This is a genomic window from Blautia faecis, from assembly GCF_027662325.1.
GTDB classification, from domain to species: domain Bacteria; phylum Bacillota; class Clostridia; order Lachnospirales; family Lachnospiraceae; genus Blautia_A; species Blautia_A faecis.
Map to the genome: position 1 here is coordinate 67062 of NZ_JAQDKY010000010.1, position 16955 is coordinate 84016.

Consider the following 16955-nt stretch of genomic DNA (forward strand, 5'->3'; position numbering starts at 1 on the left):
ACTTAATGAACTGTATGAATTGCGGTGCGTTCCTGGCTGATAAGGATCTGGATTACTGTCCTCATTGCGGGTGCAACGTCCTGATCCAGAAAAAGGTGGAGTATCTATCCAAACTTTATTACAATCAGGGCTTGGAGAAGGCAAGTATCCGGGACCTTTCAGGAGCCGTTAACTGTCTGAAGCAGAGCCTTACCTTTAACAAGAGAAATATCCAGGCGAGAAATCTTCTGGGGCTTGTGTATTTTGAAATGGGAGAGGTGGTTGCTGCTCTTAGCGAGTGGGTGATCAGTAAGAATCTGCAGCCTACCCGGAATATTGCGAATGAATATATTAATCGTCTTCAGGCGAATTCGAATAAACTGGATGCTATTAATGAGACAATAAGAAAATATAATAATGCCCTGGCTCTTTGCAGGGAAGGCCATGAGGATATGGCTGCCATTCAGCTTCGCAAAATTCTGAACCAGAATACCAAGCTGATCAAAGGTTATCATCTGCTGGCGCTGATCTATATGAAGAATCATGACTGGGGCAAGGCAAGAAGAACCTTAAAAAAGGCGGCTCGTATTGACAAGACCAATACAACTACATTACGTTTTCTTCGTGAAGTAGATGAGAGAACCGGTGTAACGACCAGACTTGAGAAACAGAAAAAAGGACTTTTTGGTGCCAAGGGCAAGACAGAAGGTTCGGATGAGATTTCCAGAAGTACTGTGGTACAGCCGGCAGTTTACAGGGAAAATTCCAGAATTTCACTGTTTGTGACACTTATGGCGGGTGTGGCAGCAGGTGCGGCTGCATTTTGGTTTCTGGCAGTTCCGGCTATCAAGCAGGGGATTTACAGAGAAGCCAATCAACAGATTGTAAAGTACAGCGAGTCTCTGGTCAGCCAGGGTGCGGAGCTTTCCAAAGCCCAGGGTGAGGCGAAGGAATCCGGAGATGTGGCAGAGGAAATCACCCAGCAGCTTGATGCCGAGCAGAAGAAGAGCACCAGTTATCAGGCACTTCTGAATGCGTATGCAGCTTATACACAGAATGAGTATGATGCAGCTGCGTTGGAAATCCAGAAGGTTTATGAAGATCAGCTGGGAGATGATGTAATGGGAATTTATAATACCATCTGTTCAGCTACTGGTGTGTCTGGAATCATGGAAGACAGTAAGTCTGAGGGCAGCGAAGATTCCTCTGATTCCGAAAGCAATGATGGAACTGACAATACAACAGAAGGCTCTGAAACGGATTCCTCTGGTTATGACAGTTCTTACAATGATGCATCTGGTGACAGTGGGTATGATGAATCCGGATATTCTGATTACAGCGACGAAAACGGATATTATGATGAAAATGGTGATTTTCAGTATTATGAATAGAAATTTCTGAATTACAATAATGAGAAACCTCTGAACCGGGGATGTGCGGGATAGACCTGCACATCTCTTTTTCTTTTTCCTGTGCAGAGGGTCAAAATAGAGTAAAAAAGGGGGATTTTATTTATGAAACCTGTTTTTGAAACTACGGGAACCTGTCTGAATATTAAACTGCCTGAGGAACTGGATCATCCGGCTTCTGAGCTGATCCGGAGAGAATCAGACAGGATTATGGGAAAAATATATATCAGAACCATTTGTTTTGACTTTGGAAATACTGTTTTTATGGACAGTTCGGGCGTAGGTTTGATCATGGGGAGATACCGGGCTCTGGGGATGCGTTCTGGCTGCATGAAGGCCTGCCATGTAAGCGGATATATTGAAAAATTGCTGCGGCTTTCAGGCGTGAGTAAATTTCTGGAACTGGAAAGAACAGAAAATGAGATGCAGCTGGAAGGGAGGGGAGTCTGATGGGAAATTCCAACGAAATGACCATTATTTTTGACAGCCGTCCGGAGAATGAAGGGTTGGCAAGGGTAGCTGCTGCGGCATTTTGCACCCAGCTGAACCCCACACTGGAGGAAGTAGCAGATTTGAAAACGGCTGTGTCAGAGGCTGTAACCAACTGTATCATTCATGGCTATCAAGGCGAGGTACATAAGATACGGATGAAGTGTGTCAGAAAAGAGAGAACAATTTATCTGGATATTGAGGATGATGGCATAGGGATTGCAGATGTGGAAAAAGCAATGGAGCCCTTATATACGACCCGCGCTGATCAGGACAGGTCAGGAATGGGGTTTACTTTTATGGAAGCATTTATGGATGAGGTTAAAGTCACCTCACAGGTTGGAAAAGGAACCTGTGTGCATATGAGCAAAAAAATCGGTAATTGATCAGGAGGAAGCATGGATCACACTCTTGCTCTCATTGGGCGCATTCACCAGGGAGATAAAGAGGCAAGAGATACTTTGTTTTCGGAAAATATGGGACTGGTGTATAGTGTTGCCAGGCGTTTTCTGGGGAGAGGGGTGGAAATGGAGGACCTTTTTCAAATTGGAAGCATCGGGCTTTTGAAGGCTGTAGATCATTTCAATCCTGAATTTGATGTGAAGTTTTCTACTTATGCAGTACCAATGATCATTGGAGAGATTAAGCGGTTTCTTAGGGATGATGGAATTCTGAAGGTGAGCCGCTCCATAAAAGAGAATCAATATAAGATCTGTAAAATGAGGGAGGAACTGGAGAAAAAGTTAGGCCGTGAGCCGGATCTAAGAGAACTTTCAGATGCTATGGATATGCCGATGGAAGAATTGGCGATGACGCTGGAATCGGCTGCAGAGGTGGATTCTATTTACAAGATTGTGTATCAGGGAGATGGAACGGATTTGCAGCTTGTGGACAGGCTTCCGGAAAAAGAGGATCGCCATGAAAAGCTTTTGAACCGGATTTTTCTGGAGGAAATTCTGGAAAAATTGGAAGGAGAGGAGAAAAGACTGATTGTATTTCGGTATTTTCAGGATATGACACAGACAGAGGTTGCAAAAAAAATGGGAATGTCCCAGGTTCAGATTTCCAGGATGGAGAAAAGGATATTGAAGAAGCTGAGAGAAATCTCCCACAAATTGTGATGCACATTTTGCAGAGAGCCTTTTTCAAACACGCTCTGGAAAAGGAGAAAAAAGCAAAGTATTTTCTCATATTTTCCAGAGCATTATTGGGTGTTAGAATTTAATCTCTTTTCCTTCCAGACGCCACTGTCTGAACTCTGCAGAAGCAGAGAGAAGCAGGTCAGAAGATGAGTTAAGGGCTGTCTCAACTGAGTCCTGGATAACTCCGATAATAAAGCCTACGGCTACAACCTGCATGGAAATGTCGTCAGAAATTCCGAAAAGGGAGCAGGCCATAGGAATCAGAAGGAGGGATCCGCCGGCAACACCAGAAGCACCACATGCAGAAAGGGCTGCAAGAAGGCTGAGGATGATAGCTGTTGGGATATCAACGTGGATTCCAAGGGTAAAAGCAGTTGCCATTGTCATAACGGTGATGGTGATAGCAGCTCCGTCCATGTTGATGGTTGCACCAAGAGGAATGGTTACGGAATAGGTGTCACGGTCGAGCCCCATCTCCTCACAGGCTTTCATATTTACTGGAATATTGGCAGCAGAACTTCTGGTGAAGAATGCGGTGATGGCACTTTTCTTCAGGCAGTGCAGAATCAGCGGATATGGATTCTTGCGGATACACCAGTAAACCAGAAGCGGGTTTGTTACAAAGTAGATGAAAAGCATGCTGCCTACCAACAGTAGCAGTAGTCTTCCATAGGTAGTGAAAATGTCTAATCCGTTGGTGGATACGGTGTTAAATACCAGACCGAAGATTCCGAAGGGTGCCAGGTTGATGATCCAGCTGACTACCAGGGATGTTCCGTCTGCAATGTCAGCAAGGACTTTTTTTGTGGTGTCATTTGCTGTACGAAGGGCAAGACCAAGAAGGATGGCCCAGGTAAGGATACCTACATAGTTTGCATTCACCAGGGAAGATACCGGGTTGGCAACAATATTCAGAAGAAGGTTGCTGAGGACCTCCACAATACCCTGTGGGGCACTGGCGTCTGCGGCTGCATTGGTAAGTGTCAGCTGTACAGGGAAAATCATGCTGGCGAAAACGGCGATCACAGCTGCCAGTACAGTGCTGAACATGTAAAGGGCAACTACTGTTTTGATAACGCCGCCATGGGATTTTCCTGCGTTGCACAGTGAACTGAGAACCAGAAAGAATACCAGAAGGGGTGCGATAGCTTTCAGGGCACCTACAAATACATCACCAAGGATGGCAATGCTGGTTGCACCGGGGGCTGCAACTCCAAGGATGGCACCAAGAATCAGACCAACGACGATTCGTTTCACCAGTGCAATCCCGGTCCATTTGTTCCATAAATTTTTCATTTGTTTCTTTACCTCTTTCCCTCTTTAATTTGATAAAAGATTAATTAATTATATAGTATGCAGGGAGGATTCGCAATAAAATATATGATGAAATTAATGAAAATGAGAGACTTTTTTGAAAAAAAGAAAAAATAGAGAAAAAAATCCGGGTAAGGAGGAGCATAAAAACCTCTTACCCGGGTTTGCAAATTAAAAAAATTATTTAGCAGCAGCCTGTTTGCCAAACAGTGTATTCTTGTACTTGGAAAGTGCAGTGAGAAGTACCATTCCAAAGATTCCGCAGGAAATGATCTCTCCGGCACCTACCGTAAGCATCATAAGTGGAATCGGAAGATTGACGGAATAGCCGTAACGAAGTACGAATGGAACCAGAACTGCATTGGCTACGATTGGTGGAACTGGTGCCAGCCATTTGTTGCTGTTACGAAGTTTGTAAGTAAATACAGCTCCGATGAGGGTTGCGATGCTTCCGAATGCAATATCCAGAGGAATTGCACCGCCAAGCAGGTTGGCAAGGATACAGCCTACAAAAAGACCAGGAATGGCAGCTGGTGTGAAGAATGGAAGAATGGTCAGGGCTTCGGAAATTCGAACCTGGATTTCTCCATAGCTAAACGGTGCAAACACCAGTGTCAGTACAACATAGACAGCCGCAATCAGCGCTGCCTGCACCAGAAACAGGGTACTCTTGTTTTTCATATTCATTTGTCTCCTTTAGTTTTGTTTTACGAGTGGAAGGTCACGAACACTCGATTCATTTTCGCGCTGCAATGAGTCAAGCGGCCATGCTTACATGGACATTTGACGAATGCCGCGGAGGCATATACCGGAAGGTATATGGCCTACGCCGGGAATCGGCGGAAAAGCCGCTTAAGACCTTATTTTTCTGGGCTTTTCAACGGGCATCAGTATAACATATAGAATTCCGGTTTTCAAGAGGTTATTCCCAAAATGTTCGGAGCATACCCACATTTTCCCATATTTGCAGTGCCGTTTATACAACTTTTCCTGTAATACAGCAAAAGTTTTTAGGGTTGTTATTCCTTCTGAATCATAGTAATCTATAGATATCTTATGAAGAGAACCGCATTTGTCGGTTTGCAGGTCAGGAGGAAAAATATGCCAGATATCAGAATACAAAAATACAAAAATCCCATTATTTCTGGTTACAATCCAGATCCGTCGATTTGCAGAGTCGGGGATGATTTTTATCTTGTAAATTCAACTTTTGAATTCTATCCCGGAGTGCCGGTTTACCACAGTAAGAATCTTGTGAACTGGGAACTGATCAATTACTGTCTGAGAGATAAAGAGCAGCTTTATCTGGACGGTGTTCGGCCGTCAGGCGGAATTTATGCGCCGATGCTCTGTTACCATAACGGTGAGTTTTTTATGACCACTACCAATGTGTCACATAAGGGACATTTGATTGTACATACCAGCGATATTTATGGGAAATGGTCAAAGCCGGTATGGATTGATCAGGGAGGGATTGATCCTACTTTGCTGTTTGATGGTGAAGATGTTTACTTCGCCTCTACTTCCAGAGATAAAGATGACAGGGATGGAATTTTTATGTGTAAAATCAATCCATACACAGGAGAAAAGCTGTCCGAAAGTGTATGTATCAGTCATGGATGCGGCGGAATCTGTCCGGAGGGACCTCATATTTACAAGCTGAATGGAAAATATTATTTGCTTCTTGCAGAGGGTGGCACAGAATATGGACATATGGTTACCATGCAAAGAGCAGATTCTCCATTTGGACCGTATGAGGCGTGTCCCCATAATCCGATTCTCAGTCACCGGGATAATCCGGATGGCTCTATTTCCTGCACTGGACATGCTGATCTGGAAGTAGATCAGAATGGAAACTGGTGGCTGGTTTGTCTGGGAATCCGGCCTTCTTGCACTCCGCAGCGAGGTCTGAAACTTCATCATCTTGGAAGAGAGACCTTTTTAAGCCCTGTAATCTGGGATAAAGAGGGTTGGCCGGTTGTTGGAAACGATGGCAGAATCGCTTTGGAAATGAAGGGACCACTTCCAGGCGACCAGGTGCAGCCGATATGCCGGGATTTTACAGATGATTTTTCGGAAGAGAAATTCAGCCTGCATTATAACTGGGTTCGAACTCCGCATATGGAAAATTATGTGCGTGATACCGCTGCCAGACGGCTTGTTTTGAAAGGAACAAGCGTAACTTTAAATGACACGGATACTCCGACATGGGTCGGAATCAGGCAGAAGGAATTTGATGTTGAGGCAGATGTTGTGGTGAGTCTGAAAGGAAATTTTTCAGATGCCTGTCCGGTTTCCCAAGACAGCAACGTCAAAGGTCTAAATAAAAGAGTGGGACTGGGTACATTCTACAATCAATTTTATCATTATGAAATTTACTTAACCAGAGAGGATGGACAGTACAAGGTTTGTCTTTCCAGGCATATTCATGATATGTTTGCAAGAACAGCTGAGAAGGTAGTATCCTCTGGGGAAAATATTCATTTTCGTATTATCGGTAATCCTCTGGAATATGATTTCTGGTACAGCGAAGATGGAAAATACTATGAGAAGCTGGGCAGCGGTTCTACTGCAGGGCTGGCTACAGAAGGAACTATGTACATGAGTTTTACCGGAACTTATATCGGAATGTTCTCAGAAAATGCGGAAGGGCATTTTAGAAATTTTTCAGTGAAGATAAATAAAAATTAATTGCTGAATAATCAAGGTTAACGGAACCCCCTGCCGGGCGGGATCGCACTGCGGCGCAAATATAAATGTGGCCGGAGGCGATCCGCTGCAGGCAGAGAATCCTGTAAATTGTGACGTACATCTTACAGAAATCCTTTTCAAACAAAGACTGTGGGAAAAAGTCTGTAAATAAGATTCTTCTATGATATGCAAGGGTGATGAGCCTGATAAATAGTGCCAAATCTGACTGGCAAAATGCATGGGGAAATCGAAGGATTACTTTTCCGCATCTGCAAGATTTTTCTTCAATTCGATCATTTTGTCACGCAGCTCTGCTGCCTGCTCGAAGTTCAAGCCTGCAGCAGCCTGGCGCATCTGTTTTTCCAACTGGGAGATTAGGTTCTTCAGCTCTTTTTTGCTCATGGATTCCGGATCCTTCTTCAGCTTCACTTCAGTTTCAGCAACTGCCTTGGAAACTGCAATCAGATCACGGACTGCCTTCTTAATAGTAGTAGGAGTAATTCCATGCTCTTTATTATAGGCTTCCTGGATTTCCCTGCGACGGTTGGTTTCCTCAATGGCATTTCTCATGGAATCCGTCATCACGTCTGCATACATGATAACGTGTCCTTCGCTGTTTCGGGCAGCACGGCCAATGGTCTGGATCAGGGAAGTCTCAGAACGAAGGAAGCCCTCCTTGTCTGCATCCAGAATAGCAACCAGAGTGATCTCAGGAATATCAAGTCCTTCTCGCAGAAGGTTAATGCCTACAAGCACATCAAATACATCCAGACGCATGTCGCGGATGATTTCTGCACGCTCCAGGGTATCAATATCCGAATGAAGATAACGGACACGGATTCCCACATCTTTCATATACTGGGTAAGATCCTCGGCCATTCGTTTGGTGAGAGTTGTGATCAGCACTTTGTTTTTTCTGGAGGTTTCTTTCGTTATTTCAGAAATCAGGTCGTCTATCTGTCCCTCTACAGGGCGCACCTCCACTTTCGGATCCAGAAGACCGGTAGGACGGATGATCTGCTCGGCGCGGAGAAGCTCATGGTCGTATTCATAATCTCCCGGGGTAGCAGATACAAACAAAACCTGGTCAAGTTTATTCTCAAATTCTTCAAAACTCAGAGGGCGGTTATCCTTAGCAGAGGGCAGACGGAAACCATAGTCTACCAATGTCTGTTTACGGTTCTGGTCGCCAGCATACATAGCGCCAACCTGTGGGACTGTCTTGTGCGACTCATCAATAATAAGAAGAAAATCATCCCCGAAATAATCCAGCAGAGTATAAGGTGGCTGCCCTGGCTCCAGTCCGGAAAGATGACGGGAATAGTTCTCAATACCGGAGCAGAAGCCGGTTTCTTTCATCATTTCAATATCAAAGTTGGTACGCTCGGAGATACGCTGGGCTTCCAGAAGCTTGTCTTCGCTTTTAAAGTAGTCTACCCGTTCTTTTAATTCCTCTTCAATGGCAATGGCTGCTTTCTGAATCTGCTCCGCTGGTACTACATAATGGGAAGCAGGGAAAATACCGATGTGCGCAAGCTGACATTTGATTTCTCCGGTGAGCACATCAATCTCAGAGATACGGTCAATCTCATCTCCGAAAAACTCCACTCTGACAGCGGTATCTGAGCTGTTAGCCGGAAAAATCTCCAGAGTGTCGCCACGGACGCGGAAGGTACTTCGGTGGAAGTCCATTTCATTTCGGGTGTACTGAATGTCGATCAGCTCCCGGATAACCTCATCACGATCCTTAGTCATGCCAGGACGCAGGGAAATCATCATGTCCTGAAATTCCTGAGGAGAACCCAATCCATAGATACAGGACACAGAAGAGATGATAATAACATCTTTTCGCTCTGACATGGCGGCAGTGGCAGAAAGACGGAGCTTGTCAATTTCATCATTGATCGCAGAGTCCTTGGCAATATAAGTGTCAGAAGAAGGCACATATGCTTCTGGCTGGTAATAATCGTAATAGGAAACAAAATACTCCACCGCATTCTCCGGGAAGAATTCCTTAAACTCACCGTATAACTGTGCTGCCAGAGTTTTATTATGGGCCAGGATCAGAGTAGGCTTATTCAGCGCCTGAATAACGTTTGCCATAGTAAAAGTTTTACCAGAGCCGGTGACACCAAGCAGCGTCTCAAACTGATTTCCCTCTTTAAATCCCTTTACCAGTTTCTCAATAGCCTGTGGCTGATCGCCGGTTGGTTTATACTCGGAATGTAATTCAAAATGATCCATATGAGTCCTTTCTTTTATAAAATCAAACACGCTTTAACTGTTTTCAGTATAGCATCCTTTTTTATAAAAGTACAGCAGAATCGAATATTTGTTCTGCCCTCTGAAATGTCAGAAGCATTCCAAAACTTTAATTGACAGACATACCTATAGTGCGTTATCTTAAAAAAGAAAAGCGTGATTGTTCACGACCTGACCAGTAACACGCTTCGCGATGCGCAGAAATCATGCAGAATTATTAGGAGTGCCGGAAATGGAAGAAAAACAAAAGAATAAAAGATATGTGCTGAGGAAGCTTTTTTTTGCCTCGTTATATCTTAGTACGTTTACTTTTGGCGGCGGATATGTGATCGTTACTTTATTGAAAGAGAAATTTGTGGATCAATATCACTGGATCGATGAGGAAGAAATGCTGGATCTGGTGGCAATCGCACAGTCATCTCCAGGAGCAATTGCAGTAAACGGAGCAATTGTGGTGGGATACAAGCTTGGGGGAATACCGGGAATGCTGCTGTCGGTTCTGGGGGCTATTATTCCGCCAATGGTGATCCTGTCCCTGATTTCCTTGTTTTATGATGCATTCTGCTCTAATTATTATATAGCAGCTCTTTTGAAAGGCATGACTGCCGGCGTAGGTGCTGTGATCATTTCTGTGGTATACGACATGGGGAAAAACGTGGCGAAATCAAATGACTGGGTAAATGTGGTTATTATGGTCATCAGTTTTTGTGTAAGCTATTTTCTGAAGGTAAACATTATTTATATAATACTTATTGTGGCTGTATTTGGATTTGCGCGTACACTTGTGAAGGAGGGCAGCAAAAAATGATTTATCTTCAGCTCTTTTTCAGCTTCCTTCAGATTGGTGCATTAAGCTTTGGAGGTGGATATGCAGCAATGCCTCTTATACAGGAACAGGTAGTGACTATGCATGGCTGGATTTCCATGGAAACTTTTTCGAATCTTGTGACCATTGCAGAGATGACTCCTGGTCCTATTGCAGTAAACTCCGCAACCTTTGTAGGAACCAGGATTGCTGGTCCTGGTGGCGCAGTGGTGGCTACTCTTGGCTGTATTTTACCCTCCTGTATAATTGTAACCCTGCTGGCATATATTTACACGAAATACCGGAAAATGTCCCTTCTCCAGGGAACTCTTACATCCCTTCGCCCGGCGGTTGTGGCCATGATCGCCAAGGCAGGAGTTACCATTTTAGTATCATCTTTTTTTATAAATGGTGCAGTGGAACTGTTTCGGGAAAACATATGCATTCGAATGGTGGTGTTCTTTACTGCCGCACTGGTGCTTTTAAGAAAATTTAAAATGAATCCTATTCTGGTGATGGTTTTGTGCGGTGTGGCAAATATGGTGTTTTGCGCGGCTGCCGGAAGCTGACTGGAAAAGATATGCCAGCTGACTTTCGTATATGGTGCTGCCGCAGGTAGGCTGCACCTGTGTTTAGAAGAAAAAATAAGGGGGATAACAGATTGAACATATGTGTATATGGCGCTTCAAGTGCACTGCTTAAAAACATTTATTATGAAAAAACAGAAGAGCTTGGAAGAGCAATGGGAAAAAGAGGTCACGGTCTGGTGTTTGGCGGCGGGGCTACCGGAATGATGGGAGCAGCAGCCAGAGGCGTGGCAGCAGAAAATGGTTACATACTTGGAATTGCTCCCCGATTTTTTGACCAGCCTGGAGTTCTGTATGAGAAATGCACGGAATTTATTTTCACAGAGAATATGAGAGAGCGCAAAAAACTTCTGGAAGAAAAATCAGATGCTACGATCGTAGCACCTGGCGGAATTGGTACCTACGAGGAATTTTTTGAGATTTTTACCTTGAAAAGCCTGAAACGTATTGACCGCCCAATTGTGCTGTATAACATTGACGGATATTATGACAAGATGAAAGCATTGCTGGAGTACACAGCAGAAGAGAAATTCATGGATTTTTCCGTGCTGGATATGGTAGTCTTTCTGGATGAGCCGACAGCAGTTCTTGACTATCTGGAAAATTATAAAAAATAGAGGCTGCTATTCAGCAGGGGCTGTTTTGCGAAACATATAACTGTGAAGGTGCTGAACAGTTACAAAACGGACATGTCGCCTATGGGCGGTATTCCTATATAGGAAAGAAGATGCCAGGGAAAATTTTCTCAAGGCATCTTTTTCATTTATGCGGCAGCAAACATAAGACTGCGTTGGCAGATACCTGATAGTATCCTTGCTGTCCAAAAAAAGTATTGCAGTAAGGAGAATTTAGCCAGAATGGTAAAGTATAGGGTAAAAACTATCAAAAAAGATGAAAAAAATTTGTAAAAAATATTGACAAAAGGAATACTGAGGTGTATCTTAAGAGCATAGATGTTAGCACTCCTAAATAATGAGTGCTAACAAAAGGAATTCGAAGAAGCCAGACGGAAATCAGAATCAGGTTTGACCGTCTGCTTTTCAGGAAGGAGCAGATATTTCATGGATGAAGTATTAGATGAGCGCAAACGGAAAATACTGAAAGCAATCATCAAAACTTATATGGAAACAGGCGAGCCTGTAGGTTCCAGAACTATTTCCAAATATCCGGATCTGAATGTCAGCTCTGCTACTATCCGAAATGAGATGTCCGACCTGACGGATATGGGCTACATCGTACAGCCCCACACCTCAGCCGGAAGAATTCCATCAGATAAAGGCTATCGCCTTTATGTAGATGAGCTTACCAGGGAGAAGGAAGCCGAGATCGCAGAAATCCGTGATCTGATGATTGAGAAGTCAGATAAGATGGATAAGGTGCTCAAGCAGGTGGCGAAGGTTCTTGCCACGAATACCAATTATGCGGCTATGGTTGCGGTTCCCCAGTATAAGGGAAGCACCCTGAAGTTCATTCAGCTTTCACGAGTCAATGAGCGGCAGCTGATTGCCGTAGTTGTATGTGAGGGTAATGTCATTCGGAACCAGATCATTAATATTGATGAGGAGATGGATGACCAGACGATCCTGAAGCTGAATCTTCTTCTTAACACGAACCTGAACGGTGTACCCATCCAGGACATTAATCTGGGCATGATCGCCAGATTGAAAGAACAGGCGGGAAGCCACAGCGGTGTGGTTGCAGATGTGCTGGACGCAGTTGCAGCTACGATTCACGTGGACGAAGAAGATATGAAAGTATATACATCGGGAGCAACCAACATATTTAAGTATCCAGAGCTTGCAGATACATCCAGAGCCAGTGAGCTGATTTCCACTTTCGAGGATAAGCAGGAACTTGCGGATATGGTCCGTGAGGAAATGGGAGATCCGGAGAACACAGGAGTTCAGGTATACATCGGGGATGAAGTTCCGGTACGTACCATGAAAGACTGCAGTGTGGTCACAGCTACTTACGAGTTGGGAGATGGAATGCGTGGAACTATTGGAATCATCGGTCCCAAGCGAATGGATTACGAGAATGTAGTGGACAGCTTAAAGAAATTAAAAGTCCAGCTTGACGAAATGGTAAATAAGAAAACCTAGAAAGGCGGTTGAAAGCGTGTCAGAAGAAATGAATAAAGAAGCCGAAGTACAGGAAGAAGCAGTTGACATTCCGGTAACAGACGGAAGCGAAGAAGAGGCAGCAGATACAGCCCAGACAGCAGAAGAGGAGACTTCCGAAGAACCAGCACAGACAGAAGAAACTGAGCAGTCAGATCAGGAAGCCGAATCTCAGAAGGAACCGGAAACCAAGACAAAAACTTCTTTCTTCGGCAAGAAGAAAAAAGAGAAAGATAAATTTGAACAGCAGGTCGAGGAGCTTACAGACAGACTGAAGCGCAGCATGGCTGAATTTGATAACTACCGTAAAAGAACGGAGAAAGAGAAATCCAGCATGTACATCATCGGCGCCAGGGACATCGTTGAAAAAATGCTTCCGATCGTGGATAACTTCGAAAGAGGTCTTGCACAGGCACCGGAGGATGATCCATTTGCAGAAGGCATGAAGATGATCTACAAGCAGATGATGACAGCTTTTGATGAGATGGGTGTGAAGCCAATCGAAGCTGTAGGTAAGGAATTTGATCCGAATCTGCATAATGCAGTGATGCATGTGGAGGACGAATCCGTTGGCGAGAACATCGTCGTAGAGGAATTTCAGAAGGGATATACCTACAAGGATTTCGTTGTAAGACACAGTATGGTAAAAGTTGCTAATTAACAGAAAGCAGCTTGGAGAATCAAACTTCATCGACATTTTCTAAAAACAAAGTATAAATGTTACTGTTCGTGTAATGGACAGCAACCATGAATTTTTAAACAGGAGGAAAATTATCATGGGAAAAATCATTGGTATTGACTTAGGTACAACAAACAGCTGTGTAGCTGTTATGGAAGGTGGACAGCCAACCGTTATCGCAAATACAGAAGGATCCAGAACAACACCATCTGTTGTAGCATTCACAAAGACAGGTGAGCGTCTGGTAGGTGAGCCTGCAAAACGTCAGGCAGTAACAAACGCAGAGAAAACAATCTCTTCCATCAAGAGAGAGATGGGTACAGATTACCGTGTAACAATTGATGATAAGAAATATTCCCCACAGGAAATTTCCGCTATGATTCTTCAGAAACTGAAAAAAGACGCTGAAGGATACCTTGGAGAGTCTGTTACAGAAGCAGTTATCACTGTTCCGGCATATTTCAATGATGCTCAGCGTCAGGCAACCAAGGATGCTGGTAAGATTGCAGGTCTCGATGTAAAACGTATCATCAACGAGCCTACAGCAGCAGCTCTTGCATATGGTCTTGACAATGAGAAAGAGCAGAAGATCATGGTTTATGACCTTGGTGGTGGTACATTCGATGTTTCCATTATTGAGATTGGTGATGGCGTTATCGAAGTTCTGGCAACAGCTGGTAACAACCGTCTTGGTGGTGATGACTTTGACCAGAGAATTACAGACTATATGCTTTCTGAGTTCAAGAGAACAGAGGGCGTTGACTTAAGCAACGATAAGATGGCTCTTCAGAGACTGAAAGAAGCTGCTGAGAAAGCTAAGAAAGAGCTTTCTTCCGCAACAACAACCAATATCAACCTGCCATTCATCACAGCAACAGCTGAAGGACCGAAGCATTTTGATATGAACCTTACAAGAGCTAAATTTGACGAACTTACACACGATCTTGTTGAGAAAACAGCAGAGCCGGTTCGCCGTGCACTTTCTGATGCAGGTCTTACTGCTTCTGATCTTGGACAGGTGCTTCTGGTTGGTGGATCTACACGTATCCCGGCTGTACAGGATAAAGTAAGACAGTTAACTGGCAAAGAGCCAAGCAAGGCCTTGAACCCAGATGAGTGTGTTGCACTTGGTGCTTCTATCCAGGGTGGTAAGCTTTCCGGTGAGGCTGGTGCAGGTGACATCCTTCTTCTTGATGTTACTCCACTTTCCCTGTCCATCGAGACAATGGGTGGTATTGCAACACGTCTGATCGAGAGAAATACAACTATTCCGACCAAGAAGAGCCAGATTTTCTCCACAGCAGCTGATAATCAGACCGCTGTAGATATCAATGTATTACAGGGCGAGCGTCAGTTCGCGAAAGACAACAAGTCCCTTGGACAGTTCCGTCTGGATGGAATCCCACCAGCACGTCGTGGTGTTCCGCAGATTGAGGTTACATTCGATATCGATGCCAACGGTATTGTAAATGTATCTGCTAAGGATCTTGGAACAGGTAAAGAGCAGCACATTACAATCACAGCTGGTTCTAACATGTCCGAGTCTGATATTGACAAGGCTGTTAAAGAAGCTGCTGAGTTCGAAGCTCAGGATAAGAAACGTAAAGAGGCAATTGATACAAAGAACAATGCAGACTCCATGGTATTCCAGGTTGAGAATGCACTGAAAGAAGCAGGCGATAAACTGGATGCAAATGACAAAGCTTCCGTAGAGGCTGACTTAAATGCATTAAAAGATATCCTTGCTAAATATGCAAATACAGATGAGATCGGAGATGCTCAGGTCGCTGAGATCAAAGCTGCTCAGGAGAAGATGATGGAAAGTGCTCAGAAGCTTTTCGCAAAGATGTATGAAGCACAGAACCCACAGGGTGGTGCTGGTCAGGCAGGCCCTGGACCGGACATGGGAGGAGCTTCCCAGGGCGGTAACGAGGCTGGTTACGGCGATGATGTTGTAGATGCTGACTACAAAGAGGTTTAATTGAATAATAAGTTCCAATATTTCGGAACATGAAACTACAGCCCGGTCATGATTCATGACCGGGCAGTGGTGGTGAAAGACATATTACAGGAAATGCGCCGCTGGCGTCTTCCATAAGATAACCAAATACAAAAAGTTAGGAAAAGAAAGAAATCATGGCTGATAAAAGAGATTACTATGAAGTCTTAGGCGTTGATAAGAGCGCCGATGACGCTACATTAAAAAAAGCATATCGTCAGCTTGCCAAGAAGTATCATCCCGACGTAAATCCGGGAGATAAGGAAGCTGAAGCGAAATTCAAAGAGGCAACAGAGGCTTATAGCGTCTTAAGTGACCCGGACAAGAGAAGACAGTATGATCAGTTTGGTCATGCCGCTTTTGAAAACGGCGGCGGTGGCGGAGCAGGCGGTTTCGGCGGCTTTGATTTCTCCGGCGCAGACATGGGGGATATCTTCGGAGATATTTTCGGAGATCTGTTTGGAGGCGGCGGAAGCCGCAGACGTGCCAATAATGGACCTATGAAGGGGGCAAACCTGCGTGCACGCGTGAACATCACCTTTGAGGATGCTGTATTTGGCTGTGAGAAAGAACTTGAGATTACTCTGAAAGAGGAATGTACTTCCTGTCACGGTTCTGGAGCTAAGGCTGGTACCTCACCGGTTACCTGTCCGAAATGTAATGGTGAAGGACAGATCGTTTACACCCAGCAGTCCATGTTTGGCATGGTTCGTAACGTTCAGGTGTGTCCGGATTGTCATGGGACAGGTAAGATCATCAAAGATAAATGCCCGGATTGCCGTGGTACCGGATACATTTCCAATCGCAAAAAAATTAAGGTATCTATTCCAGCGGGTATTGACAATGGTCAGAGTATCCGTATCCGTGATAAAGGTGAACCTGGCACAAATGGAGGTCCGAGAGGCGATCTGCTGGTAGAAGTAAATGTAGCACGCCATCCGATTTTCCAGAGACAGGATATGAATATTTACTCTACTGCACCGATTACTTATGCACAGGCAGCGCTTGGCGGCGAAGTCAAACTGAATACAGTAGATGGAGAAGTTCTCTATGAAGTGAAACCAGGAACTCAGACAGATACCAGAATCCGTCTGAAGGGAAAAGGTGTTCCGTCCCTTCGAAACAAGAATGTTCGCGGTGATCACTACGTAACTCTGGTTGTTCAGGTACCAACCAACCTGAATGAGGACGCGAAAGAAGCTCTCCGCAAATTTGACGAGGCATGCGGCAATCGTCCTGCAGGCAGTGCCGGCGATAGCACAGAAAAGTCCGAAAAGAAGAAAAAAAGCTTCATGGACAAATTAAAAGAGACCTTTGAAGAGTAAAAAATCAGTTTTTCCATAAAAGAATAAAGAAAAGGGGAGATATCCTCTTTTCTTTTTTTGTTACTTATTGTATATTAAAGGGTAGCCGCAACGTTACTGTCCGTGCTGCTGGTCAGGAAATGAGCAGTAACATCGCAAGAGTCCGGAAAGGAGT

At 44.4% G+C, this 16955-nt stretch carries 15 protein-coding genes and 1 pseudogene; 13 read left to right on the top strand and 3 right to left on the bottom strand.

All coding sequences use genetic code 11. The features are described from left to right. The first annotated feature begins 5 nt into the window (after positions 1 to 5). The 5 genes and pseudogenes from PGQ38_RS07065 to PGQ38_RS20510 all read left to right on the top strand — a co-directional run. On the top strand, positions 6 to 1370 hold the full coding sequence (locus PGQ38_RS07065) for a tetratricopeptide repeat protein (RefSeq protein WP_204452874.1): 1365 nt from the start codon (positions 6 to 8) through the stop codon (positions 1368 to 1370). Positions 1371 to 1493: 123 nt separating this feature from the next. Continuing rightward, positions 1494 to 1838 carry an STAS domain-containing protein gene (locus tag PGQ38_RS07070; RefSeq protein ID WP_148461256.1) on the top strand — a complete coding sequence of 115 codons (345 nt, stop codon included), beginning with the start codon at positions 1494 to 1496 and terminating at the stop codon, positions 1836 to 1838. Next, positions 1838 to 2263 (top strand): anti-sigma F factor, encoded by a 426-nt coding sequence (gene spoIIAB, locus PGQ38_RS07075; RefSeq protein WP_118583239.1) that lies wholly within the window; start codon positions 1838 to 1840, stop codon positions 2261 to 2263. Before PGQ38_RS07070 ends, spoIIAB begins: the two co-directional genes overlap by 1 nt. A 12-nt stretch (positions 2264 to 2275) precedes the next feature. Further along, the gene (locus PGQ38_RS07080) at positions 2276 to 2998 is read left to right on the top strand and encodes a SigB/SigF/SigG family RNA polymerase sigma factor (RefSeq protein WP_173735236.1); all 723 of its coding nucleotides are present in this window, start codon (positions 2276 to 2278) and stop codon (positions 2996 to 2998) included. Between the two features lie 13 nt (positions 2999 to 3011). Beyond that, positions 3012 to 3095, top strand: a pseudogene (locus PGQ38_RS20510) (hypothetical protein); the annotation flags it as partial. Here PGQ38_RS20510 and sstT read toward each other — a convergent pair. Continuing rightward, entirely contained in the window at positions 3092 to 4315 is a 1224-nt protein-coding gene (gene sstT, locus PGQ38_RS07085) for a serine/threonine transporter SstT (RefSeq protein WP_173716395.1), read from the bottom strand. The pseudogene PGQ38_RS20510 and the gene sstT sit on opposite strands and share 4 nt — an antisense overlap. 198 nt (positions 4316 to 4513) lie before the next feature. Continuing rightward, on the bottom strand, positions 4514 to 5014 hold the full coding sequence (locus PGQ38_RS07090) for a QueT transporter family protein (RefSeq protein WP_148461260.1): 501 nt from the start codon (positions 5012 to 5014) through the stop codon (positions 4514 to 4516). 420 nt (positions 5015 to 5434) lie between these two features. On the opposite strand from PGQ38_RS07090, the gene PGQ38_RS07095 reads away from it, so the two are divergent. Beyond that, on the top strand, positions 5435 to 7024 hold the full coding sequence (locus tag PGQ38_RS07095) for a glycoside hydrolase family 43 protein (protein ID WP_204453773.1): 1590 nt from the start codon (positions 5435 to 5437) through the stop codon (positions 7022 to 7024). Between the two features lie 255 nt (positions 7025 to 7279). Here the strand turns inward: PGQ38_RS07095 and uvrB are convergent, their stop codons facing one another. Further along, positions 7280 to 9268, bottom strand: a complete 1989-nt coding sequence (gene uvrB / locus PGQ38_RS07100) for an excinuclease ABC subunit UvrB (protein ID WP_204453775.1) — start codon at positions 9266 to 9268, stop codon at positions 7280 to 7282. Between the two features lie 250 nt (positions 9269 to 9518). Here uvrB and PGQ38_RS07105 point away from each other — a divergent pair, with 250 nt between their 5' ends. The 7 genes from PGQ38_RS07105 (at position 9519) to dnaJ (ending at position 16801) form a co-directional block, all read left to right on the top strand. Next, positions 9519 to 10094: a chromate transporter gene (locus PGQ38_RS07105; protein ID WP_187564997.1), complete on the top strand. Its 576-nt coding sequence runs from the start codon at positions 9519 to 9521 to the stop codon at positions 10092 to 10094. Then, a complete protein-coding gene (locus PGQ38_RS07110) occupies positions 10091 to 10660 on the top strand; it encodes a chromate transporter (protein WP_173769825.1) in 570 nt (189 codons plus the stop codon). The genes PGQ38_RS07105 and PGQ38_RS07110 overlap by 4 nt, the downstream gene beginning before the upstream one ends. A 92-nt stretch (positions 10661 to 10752) precedes the next feature. After that, positions 10753 to 11295 carry an LOG family protein gene (locus PGQ38_RS07115; RefSeq protein ID WP_204453776.1) on the top strand — a complete coding sequence of 181 codons (543 nt, stop codon included), beginning with the start codon at positions 10753 to 10755 and terminating at the stop codon, positions 11293 to 11295. A gap of 444 nt (positions 11296 to 11739) precedes the next feature. Then, a complete protein-coding gene (gene hrcA / locus PGQ38_RS07120) occupies positions 11740 to 12780 on the top strand; it encodes a heat-inducible transcriptional repressor HrcA (RefSeq protein WP_173716405.1) in 1041 nt (346 codons plus the stop codon). Between the two features lie 28 nt (positions 12781 to 12808). After that, a complete protein-coding gene (gene grpE / locus PGQ38_RS07125; RefSeq protein WP_148461338.1) occupies positions 12809 to 13459 on the top strand; it encodes a nucleotide exchange factor GrpE in 651 nt (216 codons plus the stop codon). 115 nt (positions 13460 to 13574) lie between these two features. Continuing rightward, entirely contained in the window at positions 13575 to 15458 is a 1884-nt protein-coding gene (dnaK, locus tag PGQ38_RS07130; RefSeq protein ID WP_148461282.1) for a molecular chaperone DnaK, read from the top strand. A 155-nt stretch (positions 15459 to 15613) separates the two neighbouring features. Next, positions 15614 to 16801 carry a molecular chaperone DnaJ gene (gene dnaJ / locus PGQ38_RS07135; RefSeq protein ID WP_195409404.1) on the top strand — a complete coding sequence of 396 codons (1188 nt, stop codon included), beginning with the start codon at positions 15614 to 15616 and terminating at the stop codon, positions 16799 to 16801. The last annotated feature ends 154 nt before the right edge of the window (positions 16802 to 16955 follow it).